Genomic DNA, 20530 nt, shown 5'->3' on the forward strand with positions numbered 1-20530 from the left:
ACTTTATGAAATAACTTTATTATTTTAGCTATCAGTAATTTGTAGATTAAAAAATCCAAAAAATGAGACATAGATACTGCCTGGTATTGCTTTTTCTGTATCTTCAGACAGGGTTTTCTCAAAATAAAATAAACCTTTTTTCAGAAATCAATTACAGTTCGATTCCTTCTGTTTCATTAAGCGATTACAAATCAGTTCAGGAGCGTGATAAAAGGTATCAGAATCCCAATATTGCTTTAGGAATTGGCATTTCGGGCGGAGGTTCGAGAGCACAGTTTTTTAGCATGGGCGTGCTTTTAGGACTCGAAGAAATTCAGGAAGGAAATACAGAACGTAATTTTCTAAAAGAAATCGATTATTTTTCTACCGTTTCCGGAGGCTGTTTTTCGGCAGGATATTATTTAACGATCCTCAAGAATAAATTATACAGTGAAAATTGCTCTTTCAACGAGTTTTACTTTTCAAAGGCAGATGCTTACAAGGATTATGTCGATAAATCGGCAAATATTTTGTCATTGTTAAACAACAGCCGAAACGAAAAAGGCGATAAAATATCGATGACACAGCGAATAGATTCGGATATTTTGCAATATGACGCTACAAATCCGGAGAATACGAATAAGTTCAGTTCTCAAATGCTGTTGTCTGATTTTTTTCTTCCCAAAGACAGTAAACAAATCCCGTCTTTACCCATGTTTGTAGCAAACGGAACCGCTTTTAATAATGGCGAACGTATACCGTTTATGCCGCATATTATTCGGGGTTTAAATCTAAACTCGTCTTTGGCGCCCAATAAAGCATCGATTGCATTGAATGAAAATAAGGTCAATGACGGTTATAATTTTCCGGTTACATATGCTATCACGGCGAGTTCGGCTTTTCCGGGCGTGCTTCCAAAAGTAAAGTTTGGAGTAAAAAATCAGGATAAGATTTTGTGTATTGTCGATGGTGGTGCTTCAGACAATATGGGATATAAAACCCTGGTAGAATTACTTCATGATGACACTAGAGTAAAAGATGTCAATAAAAAAGCACTTTTTATTGATTGCCTTGGACAAGGAAAAAAGACACCTTACATAACCGATGCAAAAATCAGACTGATTTCGTTATTTGAAACGGCTTCTCTATATACCGTTCAAACCCGATATATGACTTTTGACAAGGATGTCGAAAATACTTTTGAACGTTATAAAATTCCGGTGACCAATTATCAGATTATTGGTTTTACCACTATTCGGGATCATTTACAAAAGCTGGAAAAAGATAAAGATTACGAAGATCTGGTTGCCGAATTAAAAAACACAAACGACGAATCGAGTAGCTGGGTGAAACTTTTTGCTGGTTTTAAACAGGATCTGATCGACAAGTTTGGCGAAGATTCCTTTAAAAAAGATAAAGATGGCGAAATTATTGTGGCAACTTTAGACAAGGAAAAGTTCAGGAATTTAACGCCCAGACAAATTTTATTGCTGTACGAATATGCTTCGCATGTTGAAACCAAATTAAGAATTACTCCCGAAGAAAGAGAAGTATTGTTACTTTCAGGTCGTTATGCAGCTTATTTGAAAACCGATCAATTGAAAGAGTTATTGGTAGAAAACAAGTAATTTTACCTCAAATTGCATTTCTGAATCAATACAACTTTGAAAGAACAAATTTCCATGTCTAAAAAAATAGCTTTTGTCTTGTTGCTTTTGCCTGTAATGCTATTGGCTCAGGTAAAAAACACAGAAACAGCTGGTAATGTTACCCGTTATTATTATGACGATCATGTAGTTTCGGTACAAATTTGGTACGGAGCTGATAAAAATCCGGACAGTACCAAAACCTACTATTCGAACGGAAAACTAAACGAGGTTTTTTATTATGATGAAAAAGGATTAAAAGATTCAGATTGTTTTCAGTACAATCCACAAGGAGAAAAACTGGTAACCTGGAATTTTTCGCATGGAAAACTGCTCAGCAGAACCGATCATAAATTGCCTTTTGGCAAAGACAGAGAAGAAACAGTAAAAAAAGTCCTCAAACTGCTTACCGAAATTAATATTAAAACAAATTATAACCCGACTAAAGTCAATGATTTGTACAATCGCGGCGTATTGAGTATTAGTCTTGGCAATACCACTCTGGCGCTGGAAGACCTGAAAAAAGTAGAATATTCGATTGATAAAGATCCTAAAAACAAGAATATAGTCCTGGCGGATTCCTTAGAGAAAAAGAAAGATATTTTTCGAAGCAAACTTTACGACAGACTGGCCAGTATTTACGCTTCACGCGAAATGGAATCTTTTGCTTTTCATTATTATTATAAAGCAATTACTGAAGCTCCGGATGATTATCGCATTTTGTACAACTTTGCTTTGTTTTTGCAACAGCGAAAATCGGATGATCTGGCATGTTTTTATCTGGAAAAAATCATAGCGGGAAATCCTGAACATGTTTATGCCAGATGGGCACTTGCAAGATTGTATAGTGATACGGGAGATTATCAAAAAGCGATGGAAAATATTTTGGTCGCTTTTAAAAACGAAAAAACAATTACAGATAAAAATCCAGCTTATGGAGGAAGGGATTTAAGAACTACCCGAGGTTTAATTTACCATAAATTGGGAGAATCAGACAAAGGAATTGCTGATTTGAAAGCCGCATTAGAAACGGATAAAAACAATTCGTATGCAATGAAAAATCTCGGAATCATTTATTTAGATCAGCATAAATACAAAAAAGCCTGTGAATTATTTCAAAAAGCAAAAGATCTTAATTATGCTTTAGTTTATGATGAAACAGATTTATCTGCATTATTAGAAAGTGCCTGCAATAGTGTTCAGCCTGCAATTGTAAATCAAAAAAAATCTTATGTTTTTCCAAATCCTGCAACAACTATAATTACAATTAAAGATTTTGATGCTGAAAGTTTTGATTACGAGTTTTTTAATTTCGAATCGGCTTCTGTTTTAAAAGGAAAAAGTACAGATAGAAAAATAGATGTTTCGACTTTATCTCCTGGATTTTATGTGCTGAAAGTGACTGCAAAGGATTCAACAGAAAATTTTAGGGTGATTAAAGAGTGAAAAGTGAAAAGTAAAGAGTGAAAAGTAAAGAGTGAAAAGTAAAGAGTGAAAAGTGAAAAGTGAAGAGTGAAAAGTGAAGAGTACCTTAAATACTTTGAGCATCTCTTAAGTCCTTCTCATATCTCTGCGGAATAACCTCCGAAATAACTTTAGAATCAACTTTGTCGTGATCTTATAAAACATTTCCTTAAATTTGCTTCCGTTATAAAAAAATACAATAGTTATAAAAATCAAGCTATGTTACAAATCGCATTTATTAGAGAAAATCAGGAGAAAGTAATCAAGGCTTTAGCAAAACGAAATATCGATGCTAAAAGCGTTGTTGAAGAAGTCGTGCAATTAGACGAAAACCGTCGTGCAACACAAGTTGAATTAGACAACACTTTATCTGAATCTAATAAATTATCCAAAGATATTGGAGAATTAATGAAAGCCGGAGAAAAGTCTAAAGCGGCAATCTTAAAAGAAAAAACAGTTTCATTAAAAGAGAAAAGTAAAGAATTGGGCGAAAAAGCAGAAGCTTTGGCAGCTGAATTAAACAATAAATTATACACATTACCAAACTTACCGGCTGATATTGTCCCTGAAGGAAAAACACCAGATGACAATTTGAATGTTTTTCAGGAAGGAGATATTCCGGTTCTGCATGAAGGTGCACAACCACACTGGGAACTGGTAAAAAAATACGATATCATAGATTTCGAATTGGGTGTAAAAATTACAGGTGCAGGATTTCCGGTTTATAAAGGAAAAGGAGCTCGTTTACAGCGTGCTTTGATCAATTACTTTTTAGATAAAAATACTGCTGCAGGATATAATGAAGTGCAAGTGCCGCATTTGGTAAATGAAGCTTCAGGTTACGGAACAGGACAATTGCCGGATAAAGAAGGGCAAATGTATCACTCAACAATTGATGATTTATATTTGATTCCAACTGCTGAGGTTCCGGTTACAAATTTATTCCGTGATGTTCTTTTAACTGAAACTGAATTGCCGGTTTTATACACTGCTTATACACCATGTTTCCGTCGTGAAGCAGGTTCTTACGGTGCGCATGTTCGCGGATTAAACCGTTTGCACCAGTTTGATAAAGTAGAAATTGTACGTGTTGAACATCCTGATAAGTCTTACGAAGCACTTGACGGAATGGTAGAACACGTGAAAAATATTCTACAGGAATTAAAATTGCCATACAGAGTTTTACGACTTTGTGGTGGTGATATGGGTTTCACATCGGCTTTGACTTATGATTTCGAAGTGTTTTCAACAGCTCAGGATCGTTGGTTAGAAATTAGTTCAGTTTCTAACTTTGAAACTTTCCAGGCAAACCGTTTGAAATTACGTTTTAAAGACAAAGACGGAAAAAATCAACTGGCACATACTCTAAACGGAAGCTCATTGGCTTTGCCAAGAGTATTGGCCGGAATATTAGAAAATTACCAAACTCCGGAAGGAATCGTAATACCAGAGGTTTTACGTCCTTACTGTGGATTTGATATTATAAATTAATTTAGTTTACAGTCGCAGTTTCAGTTTATATTAGAGCTGAACTGCGACTGAATACTAAAAAAAACTGCGACTGAATATGATGAATGGAGTATTAAATTGGAATGTAGATCCTGTTATTTTTATGATAACAGATAGTTTTCCTCTAAAATATTATGGAGCGCTTTTTGCCTGCGGACTTTTGTTAGGGTATTTTATTGTGCGAAATATTTATAAAAAAGAAAATCTTTCGCTGGACAATCTGGATAGTTTGCTCGTATATGTAATTGTGGGAACAATTTTAGGAGCAAGACTCGGACATTGTTTTTTTTACGAACCCTCTTATTTTCTTAGTCATCCAATAGAAATTCTTTTACCAATTCAAAAAGTAGCCGGAGTTTATAAATTTGTTGGATATCAGGGGCTCGCAAGTCACGGCGGATCAATAGGTGTGCTGATTGCGATGATTCTGTACTGTAGAAAATATAAAGTTAAGTTCTTATGGTTGTTAGATAAAATGGCGATTGGAGTTCCGGTTACGGGAGCCTTTATCAGATTCGGGAATTTTATGAATTCTGAAATCTACGGAAAACCAACCAACGGAAATTGGGGTGTTGTTTTTCAAAGAGACGACATGATCCCAAGACATCCAACACAATTGTATGAAGCATTTGCCTATTTACTGATCTTCGGAATTGTATATTACATGTATAAATCAGAATCTATCAGAAAAACAGACGGACTGATCTTTGGGTCTTTCCTGACGTTAATGTTTGTAGCCAGATTTATAATTGAATTCTTTAAAGAAAATCAGGAAAGCTTCGAGAATAATATGCTTATTAATATGGGGCAAATACTAAGTATTCCTTTTATTTTAATTGGTTTGGTACTGATTATCTGGAAATCGAAAGGAAATGTCGAAATGCATTCATAACTTTATGGTTTACAGTTGTACGATTGTAATTGCTATTAAATCCTCTTACTAAATACTGTATATCGTGCTTTGACTAACAACAACTTTAAAAAAACTGAAATATGAAAAACATCATCCTCTATATCGTTTTGTTGTGGTCTACTCTTGCATTAGCACAAAATGAGCAGCTCGCTCAATATTACTACGATAAAGGAGATTTTGAAAAAGCTAAAATCAGCTATGAACAGCTTTTAAATGGTTCACCGTCTAACACACAGTATTTTTTAAGAACGATCGACTGTTATCAGCAATTGCAACAATTTGATTTGGCACAAAAAGTTATTCAGGATCGTTATAACAGATACAAGCAAGGCGTTTTTTTAGTTGAATTGGGATATAATTTTCAATTGCAGAAAAACGATGCAAAAGCCAAAAGCTATTACGAACAGGCAATCGAGAAAATTAAAACCAGTCCTAATGATGTTTACGGAATTGGAAATTCTTTCGAGAAAAAAGTATTGCTGGAATATGCTTTAAAAGCCTACCAAACAGCAATGCAGGTACAACCCAATTACAATTTTAATTTTCAGATTGGAATGTTGTACGGACAATTAGGGAAAACAGATTTAATGATTGATTTGTTATTGACAGAATCCTACAATAATCAGCAAAATGCTAATTTGATCCAGACACAATTGTCTCGTTTCATGAATGGCGAAACAGATAATACCGCTTTTAAAGATGCCATGCGTAAAGCCCTGATTTTAAAAACCCAAAAAGATCAGGATGTATTCTGGAACCATTATTTAAGTTGGTTTTATGTACAGCAAAAAGAATTCGGAAAAGCTTTTATTCAGGAAAAAGCGATTTACAAACGCGAACCGGAATCGCTTTCCAGTATTGTAAATTTAAGTCAGTTTGCCCTGAATGAAGATGATACCGATACAGCAGAAGAAATTCTGAATTTTATACTTCAAAATACCAAAAATCTGGATTTACTCATTCAGACTAATGCGTATTTAATGCAGATAAAAATTGACAAAGCTCAGGAAAAAGACTATCCTGTTATCAATACAGAGCTGCAACAATTGCTCACCACCTATGAAATAACTCCTTTTACCTTATCTTTGCAAATAATTCAGGCGCATTTCCTGGCTTTTAATCTGAAAAAAACAGAAGAAGCTAAGGCAATTATTAAAAAAGCGCTGGAATTAAATTTAAATGATTATCAGCAGGCAGATGCAAAAATGGAGTTGGCTGATATTTTGCTTTTAGAAGAAAAATTCAATCAGGCGCTAATTTACTATTCACAAATTCAATTGGATTTAAAGAATGATGTAATGGCACATGAAGCAAGTTTAAAAGCAGCAAAAACAAGTTATTACAAAGGAGATTTTGAGTGGGCTCTAAAACAGTTTAAAGAACTGAAAGCAGCAAATACACAATTAATAGCCAATGATGCATTAGAATATTTTTTACTGATTAATGACAATACCGTTGCCGATTCGACACAAACAGCATTAAAGCAGTTTGCCAGAGGTGATTTTTTAATCTATCAGAATAAGAAACCAGAAGCAATTGCACAGTTTCAAAGTATTTTAAAAACATTTAAAGGACAGGAAATTGAAGCTGTAACATTGTTGCGATTAGGGAAAATTTACGAAAATCTGAAAGATTATAATTCGGCTTTAAGCCAGTATCAACAGATTATAGATAACCATGGCGACGGAATTTATGTAGATGAAGCACTGTTTTTTTCAGCAGAAATTTACAATGACGAATTGAAAGATACAGAAAAGGCAAAGCCTTTATATGAAAAGGTAATTTTTAATCATCAGGACAGTATTTACTTTGTTGATGCCAGAAAAAAATACCGGGAATTAAGAGGAGACAAGAATTTATAATTCAGATTATTGGATTTTTAGATCGTTAGATTATTCGAAAAGTCTAACAATCTAAGTAGTCTAATAATCTAACAATCTAAAAAAAAATGATTATTTACAACGTTACCACCAATATACATGAAAGCGTTCACGACCAGTGGTTAAAATGGATGCAGGAAAAACACATACCGGAAATTCTGGCAACACAAAAATTCTCTTCGGCACGAATTGTAAAAGTTTTAGTAGAAGAAGAAATGGGCGGAATTACCTATTCTGTACAATATATTACTGATAGTAAAGAAACGCTGGAAAAGTATTATATAGAAGATGAACCGGAATTTCACAGAGAAGCTTTGGGATTATTCGCAGATAAAATGCTTTCGTTCAGGACAGAATTAGAAGTGATCTCGGAACATTAAAGAGATTGTTAGATTTTTGGACTACTTGGATTATTAGACTTTTTCTATAATCTAAAAATATGGAAATTCGATTTCAAACGAAAGAAGAAAGTAATAAACAACAACAAGAAGATTTTCTAAAGTTGTCAAAAACAGAAAGGTTTTATAGTTTTTTACGTTTAAGTGAGAGAATCAGTAAATTTCCTGTAAAGAACAAAGTCGATCAAAATAAAGACAATTTTGTAATTATTATAAAATCAGAGTAATATACCAAAACATTGATCAGTTTATTGCTTTAGTAATGAAGTATGATGTTCGAAAGCTTATGGTTGGTGGAGGAGCTGTTAATTTTGATGGTTATCAGAAATTCGGCAGATTGAAGAAATAACAGTTAAAGATAAAATATTTTTAAAATGGAATGTCTTATCATTAGAAGATCTGATCACAAGTAAAATTAAAGCTAATAGGGCAAAAGATTTATTAGATATTCACAACTTCGCGAAATCAATAAAAAATAATTCTTCATGTACTTTGAGTCTTTGTGACAGAAGAAGTGAAAAAAGAAAAACTAAAGCTTTGTGCCTTTGAGCCTTTGTGGCAAAAAAAAGTAAAATAAGCTTTGAGCCTTCATGGCAAAAAGAATACTTTTGCGCCCGCGAGGCAAAACAAGAAAAAAAATGGAAAAAGTAAAAGCCAAAAAACATTTAGGACAACATTTCCTGAAAGACGAAAGTATCGCCAAAGCAATTGCAGATACTTTAAGCTTAAAGGGATATGATGAGGTTTTAGAAATAGGACCAGGGATGGGTGTGTTGACTAAGTATTTGCTTGACAAGCCTATTAATACACACGTGATCGAGATCGACGGTGAATCAGTGGTGTATTTGGGTGAAAATTATCCAAAATTAAAAGATAAAATTATCTCTCAGGATTTTCTGAAATACAATATCAACGAGGTTTATGAAAATAAACAATTCGCGATTATTGGAAACTTCCCATATAATATATCAACTCAGATCGTTTTTAGAACTTTAGAATTTAAACATCAGATCCCGGAATTTTCGGGAATGTTTCAAAAAGAAGTTGCAGAACGAATCTGCGAGAAAAAAGGTTCAAAAGCTTACGGAATTTTATCCGTATTAGCCCAGGCTTTCTATGATACTGAGTACCTGTTTACAGTAGATGAAAATGTTTTTATTCCTCCGCCCAAGGTCAAGTCGGGTGTGATGAGAATGACCCGAAAGGAAGATTATAGCCTTCCATGCGGAGAAAAGTTGTTTTTTACAGTTGTAAAAACCGCTTTTCAGCAAAGACGAAAAACATTACGTAACAGTTTGAAAACATTAAATTTATCAGATCAATTGCGAGAAGACACTATCTTTGATAAACGTCCCGAACAGCTAAGTGTTGACGAATTTATTGTTTTGACTCAAAAAATAGAAGCCGATGGAGTTTAAAATCAGTAAAGAGCTAATTAAACAAATTGCTCAACTCATTCAAGCTAAAAATAATAAGGAGCTGGAAATTTTATTAAATGACATGCATCATGCCGATTTTGCTGAAATCCTTGATGAAGTTGACATTGATGATGCTACTTATATTTTTAAGGTTTTAGATAGCGAAAAAACAGCCGAAATTCTCTTGGAATTAGAGGATGACCTGCGTGAAAAAATATTAAACCGACTTTCTCCTAAAGAAATCGCAGAAGAGCTGGATGAGCTGGAAACCAATGATGCGGCAGATATTATTGGTGAACTTTCAAAAGACAGAAAAGCAGAAGTTATCTCAGAACTTCAGGATGTTGAGCACGCAAAAGGAATCGTTGATTTATTGCGTTATGATGAAGATACTGCCGGAGGTATCATGCATAAAGAGTTAGTGAAGGTTAACGAAAACTGGAATGTACTTACCTGTGTGAAAGAAATGAGAATTCAGGCTGAAAATGTTTCCAGAGTACATTCTATTTATGTTGTTGATGATGAGAACCGATTAAAAGGAAGATTATCACTAAAAGATTTATTGACCACATCAACCAAAACCCACATTTCAGATATCTACATTAGAAAATTAAACTATGTAAATGTCGAAACTCCCGATGTCGAGGTAGCCAGAGTTATGGATAAATATGACCTGGAAGCCATTCCGGTTGTAGATGAATTAGGACGTTTGGTAGGGCGTATTACCATTGATGATATTATCGACGTTATTAAAGACGAGATAGAGAAGAGAGATACTGAGGATATTCAGAAATTCGGGGGATTAGAAGCTCTTGAATTACCGTATGTTCAGACGCGTCTTCTGGAAATGGTTAAAAAAAGAGCAACCTGGCTTGTTGTTTTATTTATTGGAGAAATGTTTACTGCTTCGGCAATGGGATTTTTTGAAGGTGAAATTGAGAAAGCAGTTGTCTTGGCTTTATTTGTTCCACTTATTATTTCCAGTGGAGGAAATTCAGGATCACAAGCAGCGACACTTATCATCCGTGCCATGGCATTAAAAGAGCTTACACTAAAAGACTGGTGGTATGTAATGAAAAAAGAAATCGCATCAGGATTTTTATTAGGTGCTATTTTAGGTATTGTTGGTTTTATCAGGATTTTAATATGGCAGCAAAGCGGACTTTATGAATATGGAGAACATTGGCTTGCAATTGGAATGACTGTTTCACTTTCGTTAGTATTTATTGTATTATGGGGTACACTTTCAGGATCTATGATACCATTTTTATTAAAAAAGCTTAGACTGGACCCCGCGACTTCATCAGCACCTTTTGTTGCTACTTTAGTAGACGTAACGGGATTAGTTATTTATTTTACCATTGCTTCTTTATTGTTAAAAGGAAAACTGCTTTAAAATAAACCGAACTTACAAATTGTTACAGCAAATCTGTTTATTGTAACAACGAATAATAATTTTGAAAAAGCCGGGATGATTCTTGGCTTTTAAATTTTTGGCACAAATTGATAGATTACAGTGATTTAAAATCTGTAAAATCTATGTAATTTACAGGCCGAAAAATCTGCTTAAAACAGCCAAAATAAATTAAAATCAACCAGCAATGAAAGTACACATTATAGGAGGAGGAAACTTAGGAGTTTCTATTGCTCTGGGAATCGCAAAATTTTCGAAACAAAATCAGGTTACTGTTACCAGACGAAATACGGCCAGTATTCAATATCTAACAGAATATGGAATTACAGTTTCATCAGATAATAAACATAATATTCAGGAAGCCGATGTGGTAATTTTAACGATAAAGCCTTATCAGGTTGATACTGTTTTGGCTGAAATTTTACCCGTTATAAAAGGAAAAACCATAGCTTCGGCTGTAAGCGGATTATCTTTGGATATGCTTCAGTCAAAAACAAACAACGAATTTCCGGTAGTTAGAATTATGCCCAATATTGCAGCGCAGTTTGGCGAATCTGCAACCTGTATCTCTTTTCCGGAAAAAGACATAGAAAAAGCCCTGCCTATTGTAGATCTGTTTCAGGATTTAGGAACAGCTCCCGTAATCGATGAAAAACTAATGGATGCAGCGACTGTTTTAGGTGCTTGCGGTACTGCATATGCTTTGCGTTATATTCGTGCTTCTATGCAGGCAGGAATCGAAATTGGATTTGATTCTCAAACCGCTTTAGCTATTGCAGCACAAACCGTAAAAGGAGCAGCAAAAATGTTGCTGGAAGAAAAAGTGCATCCGGAGCAATTAATCGACCGTGTAACAACACCTCAGGGTTGTACTATTGTAGGTTTGAACGAAATGGAACATAATGGTTTCAGCTCATCGCTAATAAAAGGAATCAAGACTTCTTTGAAACAAATTAAAGGATAAGTTTTAATAAAGGATCAATATTTTAAATTCCAAATTCCAGTTTTTAATGGAGTTTGGAATTTTTTATTTTTGAAATTAGATCCTGAATGACAATATTGTGGATAATTGGAATTTGGAATTTCTGAATTTGGATTTTTTTTAAGATTTAATAGCGTATTCTTGAGCAATAATCTATTAGTGAAGGAAGATTTTCTTCATTTATAAAATCTTTAAACTTCATTCTGTGATAATCTATTCCTAACTTATGAATTTTAGAGCTGTCAATTTTGTGATTTTTATCGATTATCCACTTTACAAATACAAGAGAATCTAAGTTGCGAAGTGCCGGACCAGTGCTCTTGGCATCTAGTTTGTGGCAAGCTGCACAATTAGAGTTAAAAATTTCTTTTCCATTATATTGATTTTCCGTTAAAGGTGGATTATTAGTTCCACAAAATGAAAGGACAGGAGTGTTACAATACCATCTGGCTGGAGGTTCGTATGTTTTCATCTGATAAAATATAATTCCGGTCAGTAAAACGATAAGAGATATTGAATAAAACAATATTTGTCTGATTTTCTTCATTATACTAAAGGAATTGAATTGGAATTTTTATTTTTTTGAACTGACTTTAATTAACTGAATAATGCATTGATAAAAAGGAAACAGAAAAGTTTAGAAGCTGATACCATATTTTTAAAGTTGATCCAAAAGGCGTAAAATATCAATTAAAATCTAAATACTTTTTTTCTTTTTCAGGATAAACTTCAGATACACAAAGCCGAAAATTCCTGAAAGTAAAGAAGCGATAAGAATGGCAATTTTAGAAAAAACAATCACTTCAGGATCTTTAAAAGCCAGAAGTGTGATAAAAATAGACATAGTAAAACCTATTCCGCCTAGCATTCCTGCGCCCAGAATATGTGCCCATCTTAGCCCTTTTGGCAAAGCACACAATCCTGCACTTACTCCAACCGAAGAAAAAAGCAGTATTCCTAAAGGTTTGCCTACAACCAGTCCTAAAATAATTCCTAATGCATTTCGATGCGTTAAACCTTCATGCCAGTTTGATTCAATGGCAATACAAGTATTCGCAATGGCAAATAAAGGTAAAATTACAAATGCGACAGGTTTGTGTAAAAAGTGCTGTAGTTTGTAAGATGAAGAATTTTCGTCGCCATTGCCAAACGGAATCACAAAAGCTAATATAACACCGGTAATAGTGGCATGAACGCCGGAATTGAGCATAAAATACCACATAACAACTCCACCAATTAAATACGGAATCAGGTTTTGAACCTTCATTCGGTTTAAAATAAACAGTAAGCCCCAAATTCCCAAAGCAATAGCAAGGTTTACAAACGCAATTGAACTTGTGTAAAATATGGCAATAACGATTATTGCGCCCAAATCGTCAATAACGGCTAATGCAGTCAGAAATACTTTTAAGGATGAAGGAACTTTTTTTCCTAAAAGAGATAAAATCCCAATTGCAAACGCAATATCTGTCGCCATTGGAATTCCGGCTCCGTTTTGAGTCGCAGTTCCAAAATTTAAAGCAAGGAAAATTGCTGCCGGAACCAGCATTCCGCCAAATGCCGCCATGATTGGCAGCGAAGCATTTTTTATATTCGATAATTCGCCATGATAAATTTCGCGTTCTAATTCCAGCCCAATCAATAAAAAGAAAATTGTCATCAAGCCATCATTAATCCAATGTGTGATCGAATGTCCGCCCAAATCTTTTTCCCAAAAAGCAATATATTCAACAGCATAAGAAGAGTTTGCTATGTATAAAGATAAGATTGTAACAAATAATAAGAGTAATCCCCCTGATTTTTCGTTTTCAAAAAAGGCTTTAAAAGTCTTGGTTAATTTCATTTTTACAGAGGTTGAGAGAATTTAGAAGAAATATTTTCTTGAGGCTTGTTTTTCAAAGTTAGAAAAAAAAGTCACCAATAAAAAATCAGGAGGTTTGGAGAATGAAAAAACCACTTATTTTTAGCGGTTTTTTAGCATAGTAATGCAGTACGTAAATTAAACAATTAGATAATTAGCTGTATTTTTGTTTTATAAAATTATAATAGCAATGAGTATAAAAATTCTTCATATCGACAGCAATCATCCTATTCTTTGGCAACAACTGAAAGATGCCGGTTTTGAAAACCATGCCGATTTTAAATCTTCTAAAGAAGAAATTGAAGCTAAAATTCAGGATTATAACGGAATCGTAATTCGAAGCCGCTTTAAAATAGATAAAACCTTTCTGGACAAAGCGACCAATTTACAGTTTATTGCCAGAGTTGGCGCGGGTTTAGAAAGTATTGATTGTGATTACGCCGAGACTAAAAAAATTCATTTAATAGCAGCTCCGGAAGGTAATCGCAACGCTGTTGCAGAACATTCGCTAGGCGTGATTCTGTCTTTATTTAATAATTTAAATCAGGCCGACACCGAAATAAAAGCCGGACACTGGAACAGAGAAAGTAATCGCGGACACGAACTCGATGGAAAAACGGTTGGAATTATTGGTTACGGAAATATGGGGAAAGCTTTTGCTAAAAAACTTCGTGGTTTTGAAGTAGAGGTTATCTTTCACGATATTTTAGAAAACATTGGAGACGAAAACGCCAGACAAGTTTCCTTACAGGAATTACAGCAAAAAGCAGATGTTTTGAGTTTACATCTTCCGTGGACTCCGGAAACAGATAAAATGGTTAATCAGGATTTTATTAATGCCTTTGCAAAACCATTTTGGATGATAAATACATCGAGAGGGAAAAATATAGTTACAGCTGATTTGGTCGAAGGGATGAAGTCTAAAAAGATCCTTGGTGCAGGTCTGGATGTTCTGGAGTATGAAAAGTTATCTTTTGAAACCTTGTTTCAGGATAAAAATACACCCGAAGCTTTTCAATATTTACTTGAGGCCAAAAATGTATTGTTAACACCTCATATCGCAGGCTGGACTTTTGAAAGTCATGAACGTTTGGCACAAGTTATAGTAGATAAAATTAAGGCAGTCTATTCAAAATAAGTTTCATACCACAGAAAAAAATGGAGTTCTTAAAATTTTACAATTTTATAACGAGTTTTTTCTGTAGATTTTTAAGCCTATAATTAGTTTTTTTTGTTAAATTTTAATAATATTGTTTCAAGTTTTACTCTGTTTGCTTTTCAATATCAGATTAGAGCGTTTTAAAAGGAACCTATAAGTTTGTTAAAATAATTTGTAAAAGTCATTGAGTGTGAGTTAGATGAAGTTGTCTCAAGTTTTGAGTTTCTGTAAAAGATACCTTAATTTAATACAATAATAATTTATCAGGTACTCCTGCTGATTTATAGGGAGTTATTTTTGCACACTTTTAAAATAAATTTAAAAAAATAAGCTTGTCTAATGCTTAAAAATTAGAATACATTAACCTTAATTTAATTAATAAAAAATGGAAAACAGTTTTAAAGAAACGTCAAATGATTTTAATGATCCAATCCCGGTATTTAAAGTAGATCCAATTATGGTATTGCTTTATGGATTTTTATCTTGCGGATTATATTTGATTTATTGGAATATCAAAGTTGCGGAAGTTTTTAATGCCGTAGCTAAAAAAGAAGTTATTTCTCAGCCTATCGCAATTTTTGCAGGTTGTTGTATGCCAGTAAATATTTATTTTTATTATTTGGCTGGTAAAGAAGCATTGCCAAAAGTTTATGAAAAAACTGGAGAGCTTCAAAAAGACCAATCAACTTTATTAATTGTTTTAGGGTTCTTTTTCCCTATCGCAGCAGCGATGATTGTACAAGGTGATATCAACAGATTATACAAATAATAGTAGAATAAAACGTAAAATTTACGGAATTATCGGTGCAGCAATTACACTGATAGTTCCGTTTTTTTTAATGCTTAACAACCACCATGATCATTTAGAAACAGATCAGTCGTTCTGTCCTTTTAAAATGGTGACCGGTTTTCCTTGTCCGGGTTGTGGTATAACCAAGTCATTGGTGTACTTCTATCAGGGCGATATTTACAAATCTCTTAGTTATCATATTTTAGGGCCTTTTGTTATTGTATTCTGCTGGTTGACCATCATAGTACTAACAACAGAAATTATTACTAAAAAAGAATACTTTACAAGTCTTTTGTATAATAGAAAACTGGCGTATAATATGGCTTACTTTTTAGCTTTTTATCATCTAATTAGATTAGTTCTGTTTATTAAAAACAATTCTTTTGATGACATATTACATCAGTCAATTTGGTTTTAAAAATAAAAAATAAAAAATCCCATTTCAGAAAATGATGAAATGGGATTTTTCTTTTCCTAAATAATTGCTTTTACAGGTTGTTTTGTTTTTATAATAGAAAATACATCTTTTGGTTTCTTTTTTAAATGTGATTTGCAATTACTTGTAAATGAGTGATTGGTGTTCTTTAAGTTTGAGAATAAACGCCTTTTTCTGACACAATAATGACTTATAGGGGATCTTTGTAAAATTCAAACTTCTTAATCTTGTACTTCTAAAAAAAAGAAAAAGGAGTATCTGAAAATCCAAAAAGAGTAGGGTGAATTTACAAAAGATTTTAAGTTATGTTTGAAATGTACAAAAAGGTAGTTATGGAAAACTACGCAAATTTTGATGGGAGAGCCAGAAGAAAAGAATATTGGATGTTTGTTTTAATTAATGCGATTATAGGTTATGGCCTATTATTTATTTTAGGACTTGTCTCTCCTAAGCTTGCATTGGTTAGCAGTGTTTACAATTTAGCAGTTTTAGTTCCTTCAATTGCTGTTGGTGTCAGAAGAATGCATGATGTCGGTAAAAGTGGTTGGTATATTATTTTTCCAATTTATAATTTGGTTTTAGCTTGTACAGAAGGCGAAAATGGACCAAATCAATATGGCTCAGATCCTAAAAATGAATCGGGTGAAATAAATGAAATTGGAAAAGAATAATTCAAATTGATTTTGAACGAAGTCATAATAAAAAAGTCCCCGTTGCTTAGCAATGGGGACTTTTTTATTATGTAAAGTTAATCTTCTTTCTCAGATAATTTACGCTCTAATTCTATTTGAAACTCTTCGATAACCGGTTTCATAGTGCTTTCCGGAATATCTGCGATTCTAATGTACATTAAGCCATCTACAGCGTTATTAAACAAAGGATCGACATTAAAAGCAACCACACGTGCATTTTGTTTAATGTACTTTTTAATTAAAACCGGCAAACGTAGATTTCCTGGTTCTAATTCATCAATAATTTTATCAAATTTATTTAAATCAGATTCTGCTTCGTCAAAGATAAAATCCTTATCAGCATCTTTCAGTTTGACTTTGTAAGCCTTTTTCGGGTGAATATATTGGGCAATATACGGATCGTAATAATTCGACTTCATAAATTCAATCATCAATGATTTAGAGAAGTCCGAAAACTGATTGCTGATACTCACACCTCCTAATAAATATTTATGTTCCGGATGACGTAAAGTAGTATGAATAATTCCTTTCCATAACAAGAACAAAGGCATTGGTTTTTGCTGATATTCTTTAATAATAAAAGCACGTCCCATTTCGATCGATTTATGCATCATATCGTGCAATTCAGGCTCAAATCTAAAAAGATCAGTCAGATAAAAACCTTCAATACCATACTTTGGATAAATCTCAGAACCTAACCCCATACGATAAGCTCCGGCAATTTTTTTCGTTTCATCATCCCATAAAAACATATGGTGATAATATTTGTCGTATTCGTCTAAGTCAATAGACTCATTCGTTCCTTCGCCAACTTCACGAAAAGTAATCTCACGTAAACGCCCGATTTCATGTAAAATATTCGGAATTGATTTTGCTCTCGCAAAAAACACTTCGTAGTTTTTACTTTGCAATAGTCGGCAATCGCTGCCTCTTAATGCCTGAACTTCATCAATCATTTTTGATTCGTTCGCAGGCGTTACGATTTTTTTAGGCGCTTTTGGAATTTTAAGACTTGCCGTATCAATCAGTTTGGTGTCTTTCTCAAACGGATTAGCCAGCATATAGGTTTTCTTTCTTAGAAACTCAGAGTATTCTTCAAAAGATTGAATTTCGTTTTGTTCGTTTACAGAAATCGGTTTTCCAATACGTACTTTAATTACACGATCTTTTTGTGTAAGCAATTCAGATGGTAATTTTGCCGTACGCAAAGTGTCATCAATTTTAGAAAGCCAATAAAATAATTTACTGTTTTTGGCATGAAAATAAATAGGTACTACAGGAACTTTAGCTTTTCTGATTAATTTTAAAGCACCTTCTTCCCATGGTTTATCTACAACTAATTTTCCGTCTTTATAAGTCGAAACTTCTCCGGCAGGAAAAATTCCTAAAGGTTTTCCATCACTTAAATGTCGTAAAGTTTCCTTGATTCCAACCACACTCGATTTTGCATCCTTATGATTCTCAAAAGGATTAACCGGCATGATGTATTTTTTAAGCGGAACAATTCTGTGCAGCAAAAAGTTGGCGATGATTTTGAAATTAGGTTCTCTTTCAAGCATTAATTTCAAAAGCAAAATACCATCAATTCCTCCAAGCGGATGATTTGAAATGGTAATATAAGGACCTTCTTTTGGTAAACGTTTTAGATCTTCTTCCGGGATTTCGAATTTGATTTCCATCTCATCCAAAATTCCATTCAAAAACGCAACATCTTCCAGGTGTTTATTGTGATCGTAAATTTTATTAAGGGTAGAGATCTTAAGAACCTTCATAAGAATCCAGCCTGAAAAAGTACCAAACACACCGTACTTCTCAACATTTATTGCCTTTGCAACTTCTTTCGCGGTAACTAAACCCATGTACTATTTTTAATTTATTAGAGCAGCGAACAAAGATAACAAAAAACTCTACTTTTCGAAGTTTCAATCATAAACTTTCCACTTTTTTATTACATTTGGAATCCTAAAAAAAACGCTGATGAAAATTATTTCTTATAATGTAAACGGAATACGAGCCGCAATAACTAAAGGTTTTATCGAATGGCTGCAACAAGCCAATCCTGATGTTATTTGTCTTCAGGAAATAAAAGCAACACAGGAACAAATTCCCGTTGATGATATAACGGCCGCTGGCTATCCCTACCAATATTACTATCCCGCAACAAAAAAAGGCTATAGCGGAGTAGCAATTTTATCTAAAACAAAACCTAATAATGTCGTATTCGGAACCGGAATTCAGCATATGGATTTTGAAGGACGTAATCTTCGTGCTGATTTTGATGATTGCTCTGTAATGAGTTTATACCTTCCTTCCGGTACAAATATCGAAAGACTAGACCATAAATTTATGTTCATGGATGACTTTCAAACGTATATAAATGAATTAAAGTTAACGATTCCGAATCTGATTATTTGTGGCGATTACAATATTTGTCATGAAGCAATCGACATTCACGACCCGGTTCGTAACAAAACCGTATCAGGATTTTTACCTGCAGAACGCGCCTGGCTGGATGCATTTATGAAATCTGGTTTTATCGACAGTTTCCGTCATTTCAACAAAGAACCGCATCATTATTCATGGTGGAGTTACCGCGCCGGAGCAAGAGGAAACAACAAAGGCTGGCGTATCGATTATAATCTTGTAAGCGATTCAATGGAGCATCGTTTAAAACGTGCCGTTATCCTTCCGGATGCTGTACACTCTGATCATTGTCCTGTTTTAGTCGAAATCGAATAAATTCTGGTATTGTTCTTGCTGAAAGAATAGCGTGATATAGTTTAATAGTTGTCATCCTGAGTAAATTCGAAAGAAGGAGCTTTTTCCTGCTGTTCACTATATCTTTTGTGGCGAACCCCGCCACAAAAGGATGCCGTTCCCATCAGGGCTAGGGCTTTCCGTTAAACAAGAAGTTTTGAATTATTAATACGCCCCCAATAAAAACTAAAAAAGTAAAATGATTAAAAAGGCCTCCATCGGATTACTGGTTGTAGCAATGTCTATGACTTCTTGTGTATCCAAGAAAATTTACAACGATCTTGAAACAAAATATTCAGATCTTAAAAAAGAAAACCGTTCTATTGCAGATCAAAATGCCGATTTACAAAAATCAAAAAATCAGTTAGAATTAGAACGTGACAATTTAACCAAAGATTTAAACGCAACAAAAGACGAATTAGCCAAACAAAAAGCTGATTTAGCTGCAGCACAAAACAAGTTTAAAGTTTTGCAGGATTCATACAATGCACTTGAAAAAAACAGCAATGATGCATTAGAAAAAAACATGGCTAAAAACCGTGAATTGTTGGCGCAATTAGAAGCAAAATCTAAAAAATTAGCCGAAGAACAAGCAAGTCTTGATAAAACAGCAAGTCGTTTAAATGAACTTGAAGCCATGATTGCCGCAAAAGAAGCAGCAATGAAAAAACTAAAAGAAACGTTATCTAAAGCCTTAAACGGTTTTGAAGGTAAAGGTTTGACAGTAGAGCAAAAAAACGGAAAAGTATATGTTTCTATGGAAAACAAATTACTTTTTAACTCAGGAAGCTGGGCTGTTGGAACCGAAGGTAGAAGAGCCGTTGTGGAATTAGGAAAAGTTTTAGGTGATAATCCGGATCTTTCAGTGCTTATCGAAGGTCATACTGATGATGATCCGTATGCAGGTTCGGGACCAATTGCAAACAACTGGGATTTATCGACTAAAAGAGCAACAGCAATTGTAGCTATTTTAAGTGAAAACAATAAAATCAACAAACAAAAATTAACAGCAGCCGGTCGCAGCGAGTTTTCTCCGCTTGCAAGCAACGCAACTCCTGAAGGAAAAGCTAAAAACCGTAGAATCGAAATCATCTTAACACCAAGATTAGATGAAATCGCTGAAATGTTGAATAGTATTAATTAAGTCTCTAAGGGACTAAGATTCTAAGATAGAAGGCTCAAAGTTTTACTTTGAGCCTTTTGTTATTTTATGACTCTAAATTAGTGTTTTA

General features: G+C 33.9%; 17 protein-coding genes and 1 pseudogene. 15 read left to right on the plus strand and 3 right to left on the minus strand.

The features are described from left to right. Positions 1–62: 62 nt before the first annotated feature. The 9 genes from A4F88_RS07320 to proC all read left to right on the plus strand — a co-directional run bounded on the left by A4F88_RS07320 (position 63) and on the right by proC (position 11585). The gene (locus A4F88_RS07320; RefSeq protein WP_068841924.1) at positions 63–1607 is read left to right on the plus strand and encodes a patatin-like phospholipase family protein; all 1545 of its coding nucleotides are present in this window, start codon (positions 63–65) and stop codon (positions 1605–1607) included. Positions 1608–1661: 54 nt separating this feature from the next. Continuing rightward, entirely contained in the window at positions 1662–3071 is a 1410-nt protein-coding gene (locus A4F88_RS07325; protein WP_068841925.1) for a T9SS type A sorting domain-containing protein, read from the plus strand. Positions 3072–3308: 237 nt separating this feature from the next. Next, positions 3309–4580, plus strand: a complete 1272-nt coding sequence (gene serS / locus A4F88_RS07330) for a serine--tRNA ligase (RefSeq protein ID WP_068841926.1) — start codon at positions 3309–3311, stop codon at positions 4578–4580. 76 nt (positions 4581–4656) lie between these two features. Then, complete coding sequence (lgt, locus tag A4F88_RS07335; RefSeq protein WP_068841927.1) at positions 4657–5490, plus strand: prolipoprotein diacylglyceryl transferase; 834 nt, start codon at positions 4657–4659, stop codon at positions 5488–5490. A 101-nt stretch (positions 5491–5591) separates the two neighbouring features. Next, positions 5592–7373 carry a tetratricopeptide repeat protein gene (locus A4F88_RS07340; protein WP_068841928.1) on the plus strand — a complete coding sequence of 594 codons (1782 nt, stop codon included), beginning with the start codon at positions 5592–5594 and terminating at the stop codon, positions 7371–7373. Positions 7374–7459: 86 nt separating this feature from the next. Beyond that, a complete protein-coding gene (locus tag A4F88_RS07345; protein ID WP_068841929.1) occupies positions 7460–7771 on the plus strand; it encodes a DUF4286 family protein in 312 nt (103 codons plus the stop codon). Between the two features lie 656 nt (positions 7772–8427). After that, a complete protein-coding gene (gene rsmA / locus A4F88_RS07355) occupies positions 8428–9207 on the plus strand; it encodes a 16S rRNA (adenine(1518)-N(6)/adenine(1519)-N(6))-dimethyltransferase RsmA (protein ID WP_068842319.1) in 780 nt (259 codons plus the stop codon). Then, positions 9197–10603 carry a magnesium transporter gene (gene mgtE, locus A4F88_RS07360; RefSeq protein WP_068841931.1) on the plus strand — a complete coding sequence of 469 codons (1407 nt, stop codon included), beginning with the start codon at positions 9197–9199 and terminating at the stop codon, positions 10601–10603. Before rsmA ends, mgtE begins: the two co-directional genes overlap by 11 nt. 205 nt (positions 10604–10808) lie before the next feature. After that, on the plus strand, positions 10809–11585 hold the full coding sequence (gene proC, locus A4F88_RS07365; protein WP_068841932.1) for a pyrroline-5-carboxylate reductase: 777 nt from the start codon (positions 10809–10811) through the stop codon (positions 11583–11585). 145 nt (positions 11586–11730) lie between these two features. Here the strand turns inward: proC and A4F88_RS25835 are convergent. Continuing rightward, a pseudogene (locus tag A4F88_RS25835) lies at positions 11731–11979 on the minus strand (c-type cytochrome); the annotation flags it as partial. Positions 11980–12300: 321 nt separating this feature from the next. After that, positions 12301–13446 carry a Na+/H+ antiporter NhaA gene (gene nhaA, locus A4F88_RS07375; RefSeq protein ID WP_068841934.1) on the minus strand — a complete coding sequence of 382 codons (1146 nt, stop codon included), beginning with the start codon at positions 13444–13446 and terminating at the stop codon, positions 12301–12303. A gap of 208 nt (positions 13447–13654) precedes the next feature. Here nhaA and A4F88_RS07380 point away from each other — a divergent pair, with 208 nt between their 5' ends. The 4 genes from A4F88_RS07380 to A4F88_RS07395 all read left to right on the plus strand — a co-directional run bounded on the left by A4F88_RS07380 (position 13655) and on the right by A4F88_RS07395 (position 16520). Then, positions 13655–14602 carry a 2-hydroxyacid dehydrogenase gene (locus tag A4F88_RS07380; protein ID WP_068841935.1) on the plus strand — a complete coding sequence of 316 codons (948 nt, stop codon included), beginning with the start codon at positions 13655–13657 and terminating at the stop codon, positions 14600–14602. A gap of 406 nt (positions 14603–15008) precedes the next feature. After that, entirely contained in the window at positions 15009–15392 is a 384-nt protein-coding gene (locus A4F88_RS07385) for a DUF4234 domain-containing protein (RefSeq protein ID WP_068841936.1), read from the plus strand. Beyond that, complete coding sequence (locus A4F88_RS07390) at positions 15367–15831, plus strand: DUF2752 domain-containing protein (RefSeq protein WP_068841937.1); 465 nt, start codon at positions 15367–15369, stop codon at positions 15829–15831. The genes A4F88_RS07385 and A4F88_RS07390 overlap by 26 nt, the downstream gene beginning before the upstream one ends. Positions 15832–16154: 323 nt before the next feature. Next, a complete protein-coding gene (locus tag A4F88_RS07395; RefSeq protein ID WP_068841938.1) occupies positions 16155–16520 on the plus strand; it encodes a DUF805 domain-containing protein in 366 nt (121 codons plus the stop codon). 77 nt (positions 16521–16597) lie between these two features. On the opposite strand, the gene A4F88_RS07400 is transcribed toward A4F88_RS07395, so the two are convergent. Continuing rightward, positions 16598–18400 (minus strand): GNAT family N-acyltransferase, encoded by a 1803-nt coding sequence (locus tag A4F88_RS07400; protein ID WP_068841939.1) that lies wholly within the window; start codon positions 18398–18400, stop codon positions 16598–16600. Positions 18401–18518: 118 nt separating this feature from the next. Here A4F88_RS07400 and A4F88_RS07405 point away from each other — a divergent pair, with 118 nt between their 5' ends. Continuing rightward, positions 18519–19280: an exodeoxyribonuclease III gene (locus A4F88_RS07405; protein ID WP_068841940.1), complete on the plus strand. Its 762-nt coding sequence runs from the start codon at positions 18519–18521 to the stop codon at positions 19278–19280. A gap of 217 nt (positions 19281–19497) precedes the next feature. Further along, positions 19498–20442 carry an OmpA/MotB family protein gene (locus A4F88_RS07410; RefSeq protein ID WP_068841941.1) on the plus strand — a complete coding sequence of 315 codons (945 nt, stop codon included), beginning with the start codon at positions 19498–19500 and terminating at the stop codon, positions 20440–20442. The last annotated feature ends 88 nt before the right edge of the window (positions 20443–20530 follow it).

This window comes from Flavobacterium chilense (assembly GCF_001602525.1).
Classification (GTDB): domain Bacteria; phylum Bacteroidota; class Bacteroidia; order Flavobacteriales; family Flavobacteriaceae; genus Flavobacterium; species Flavobacterium chilense.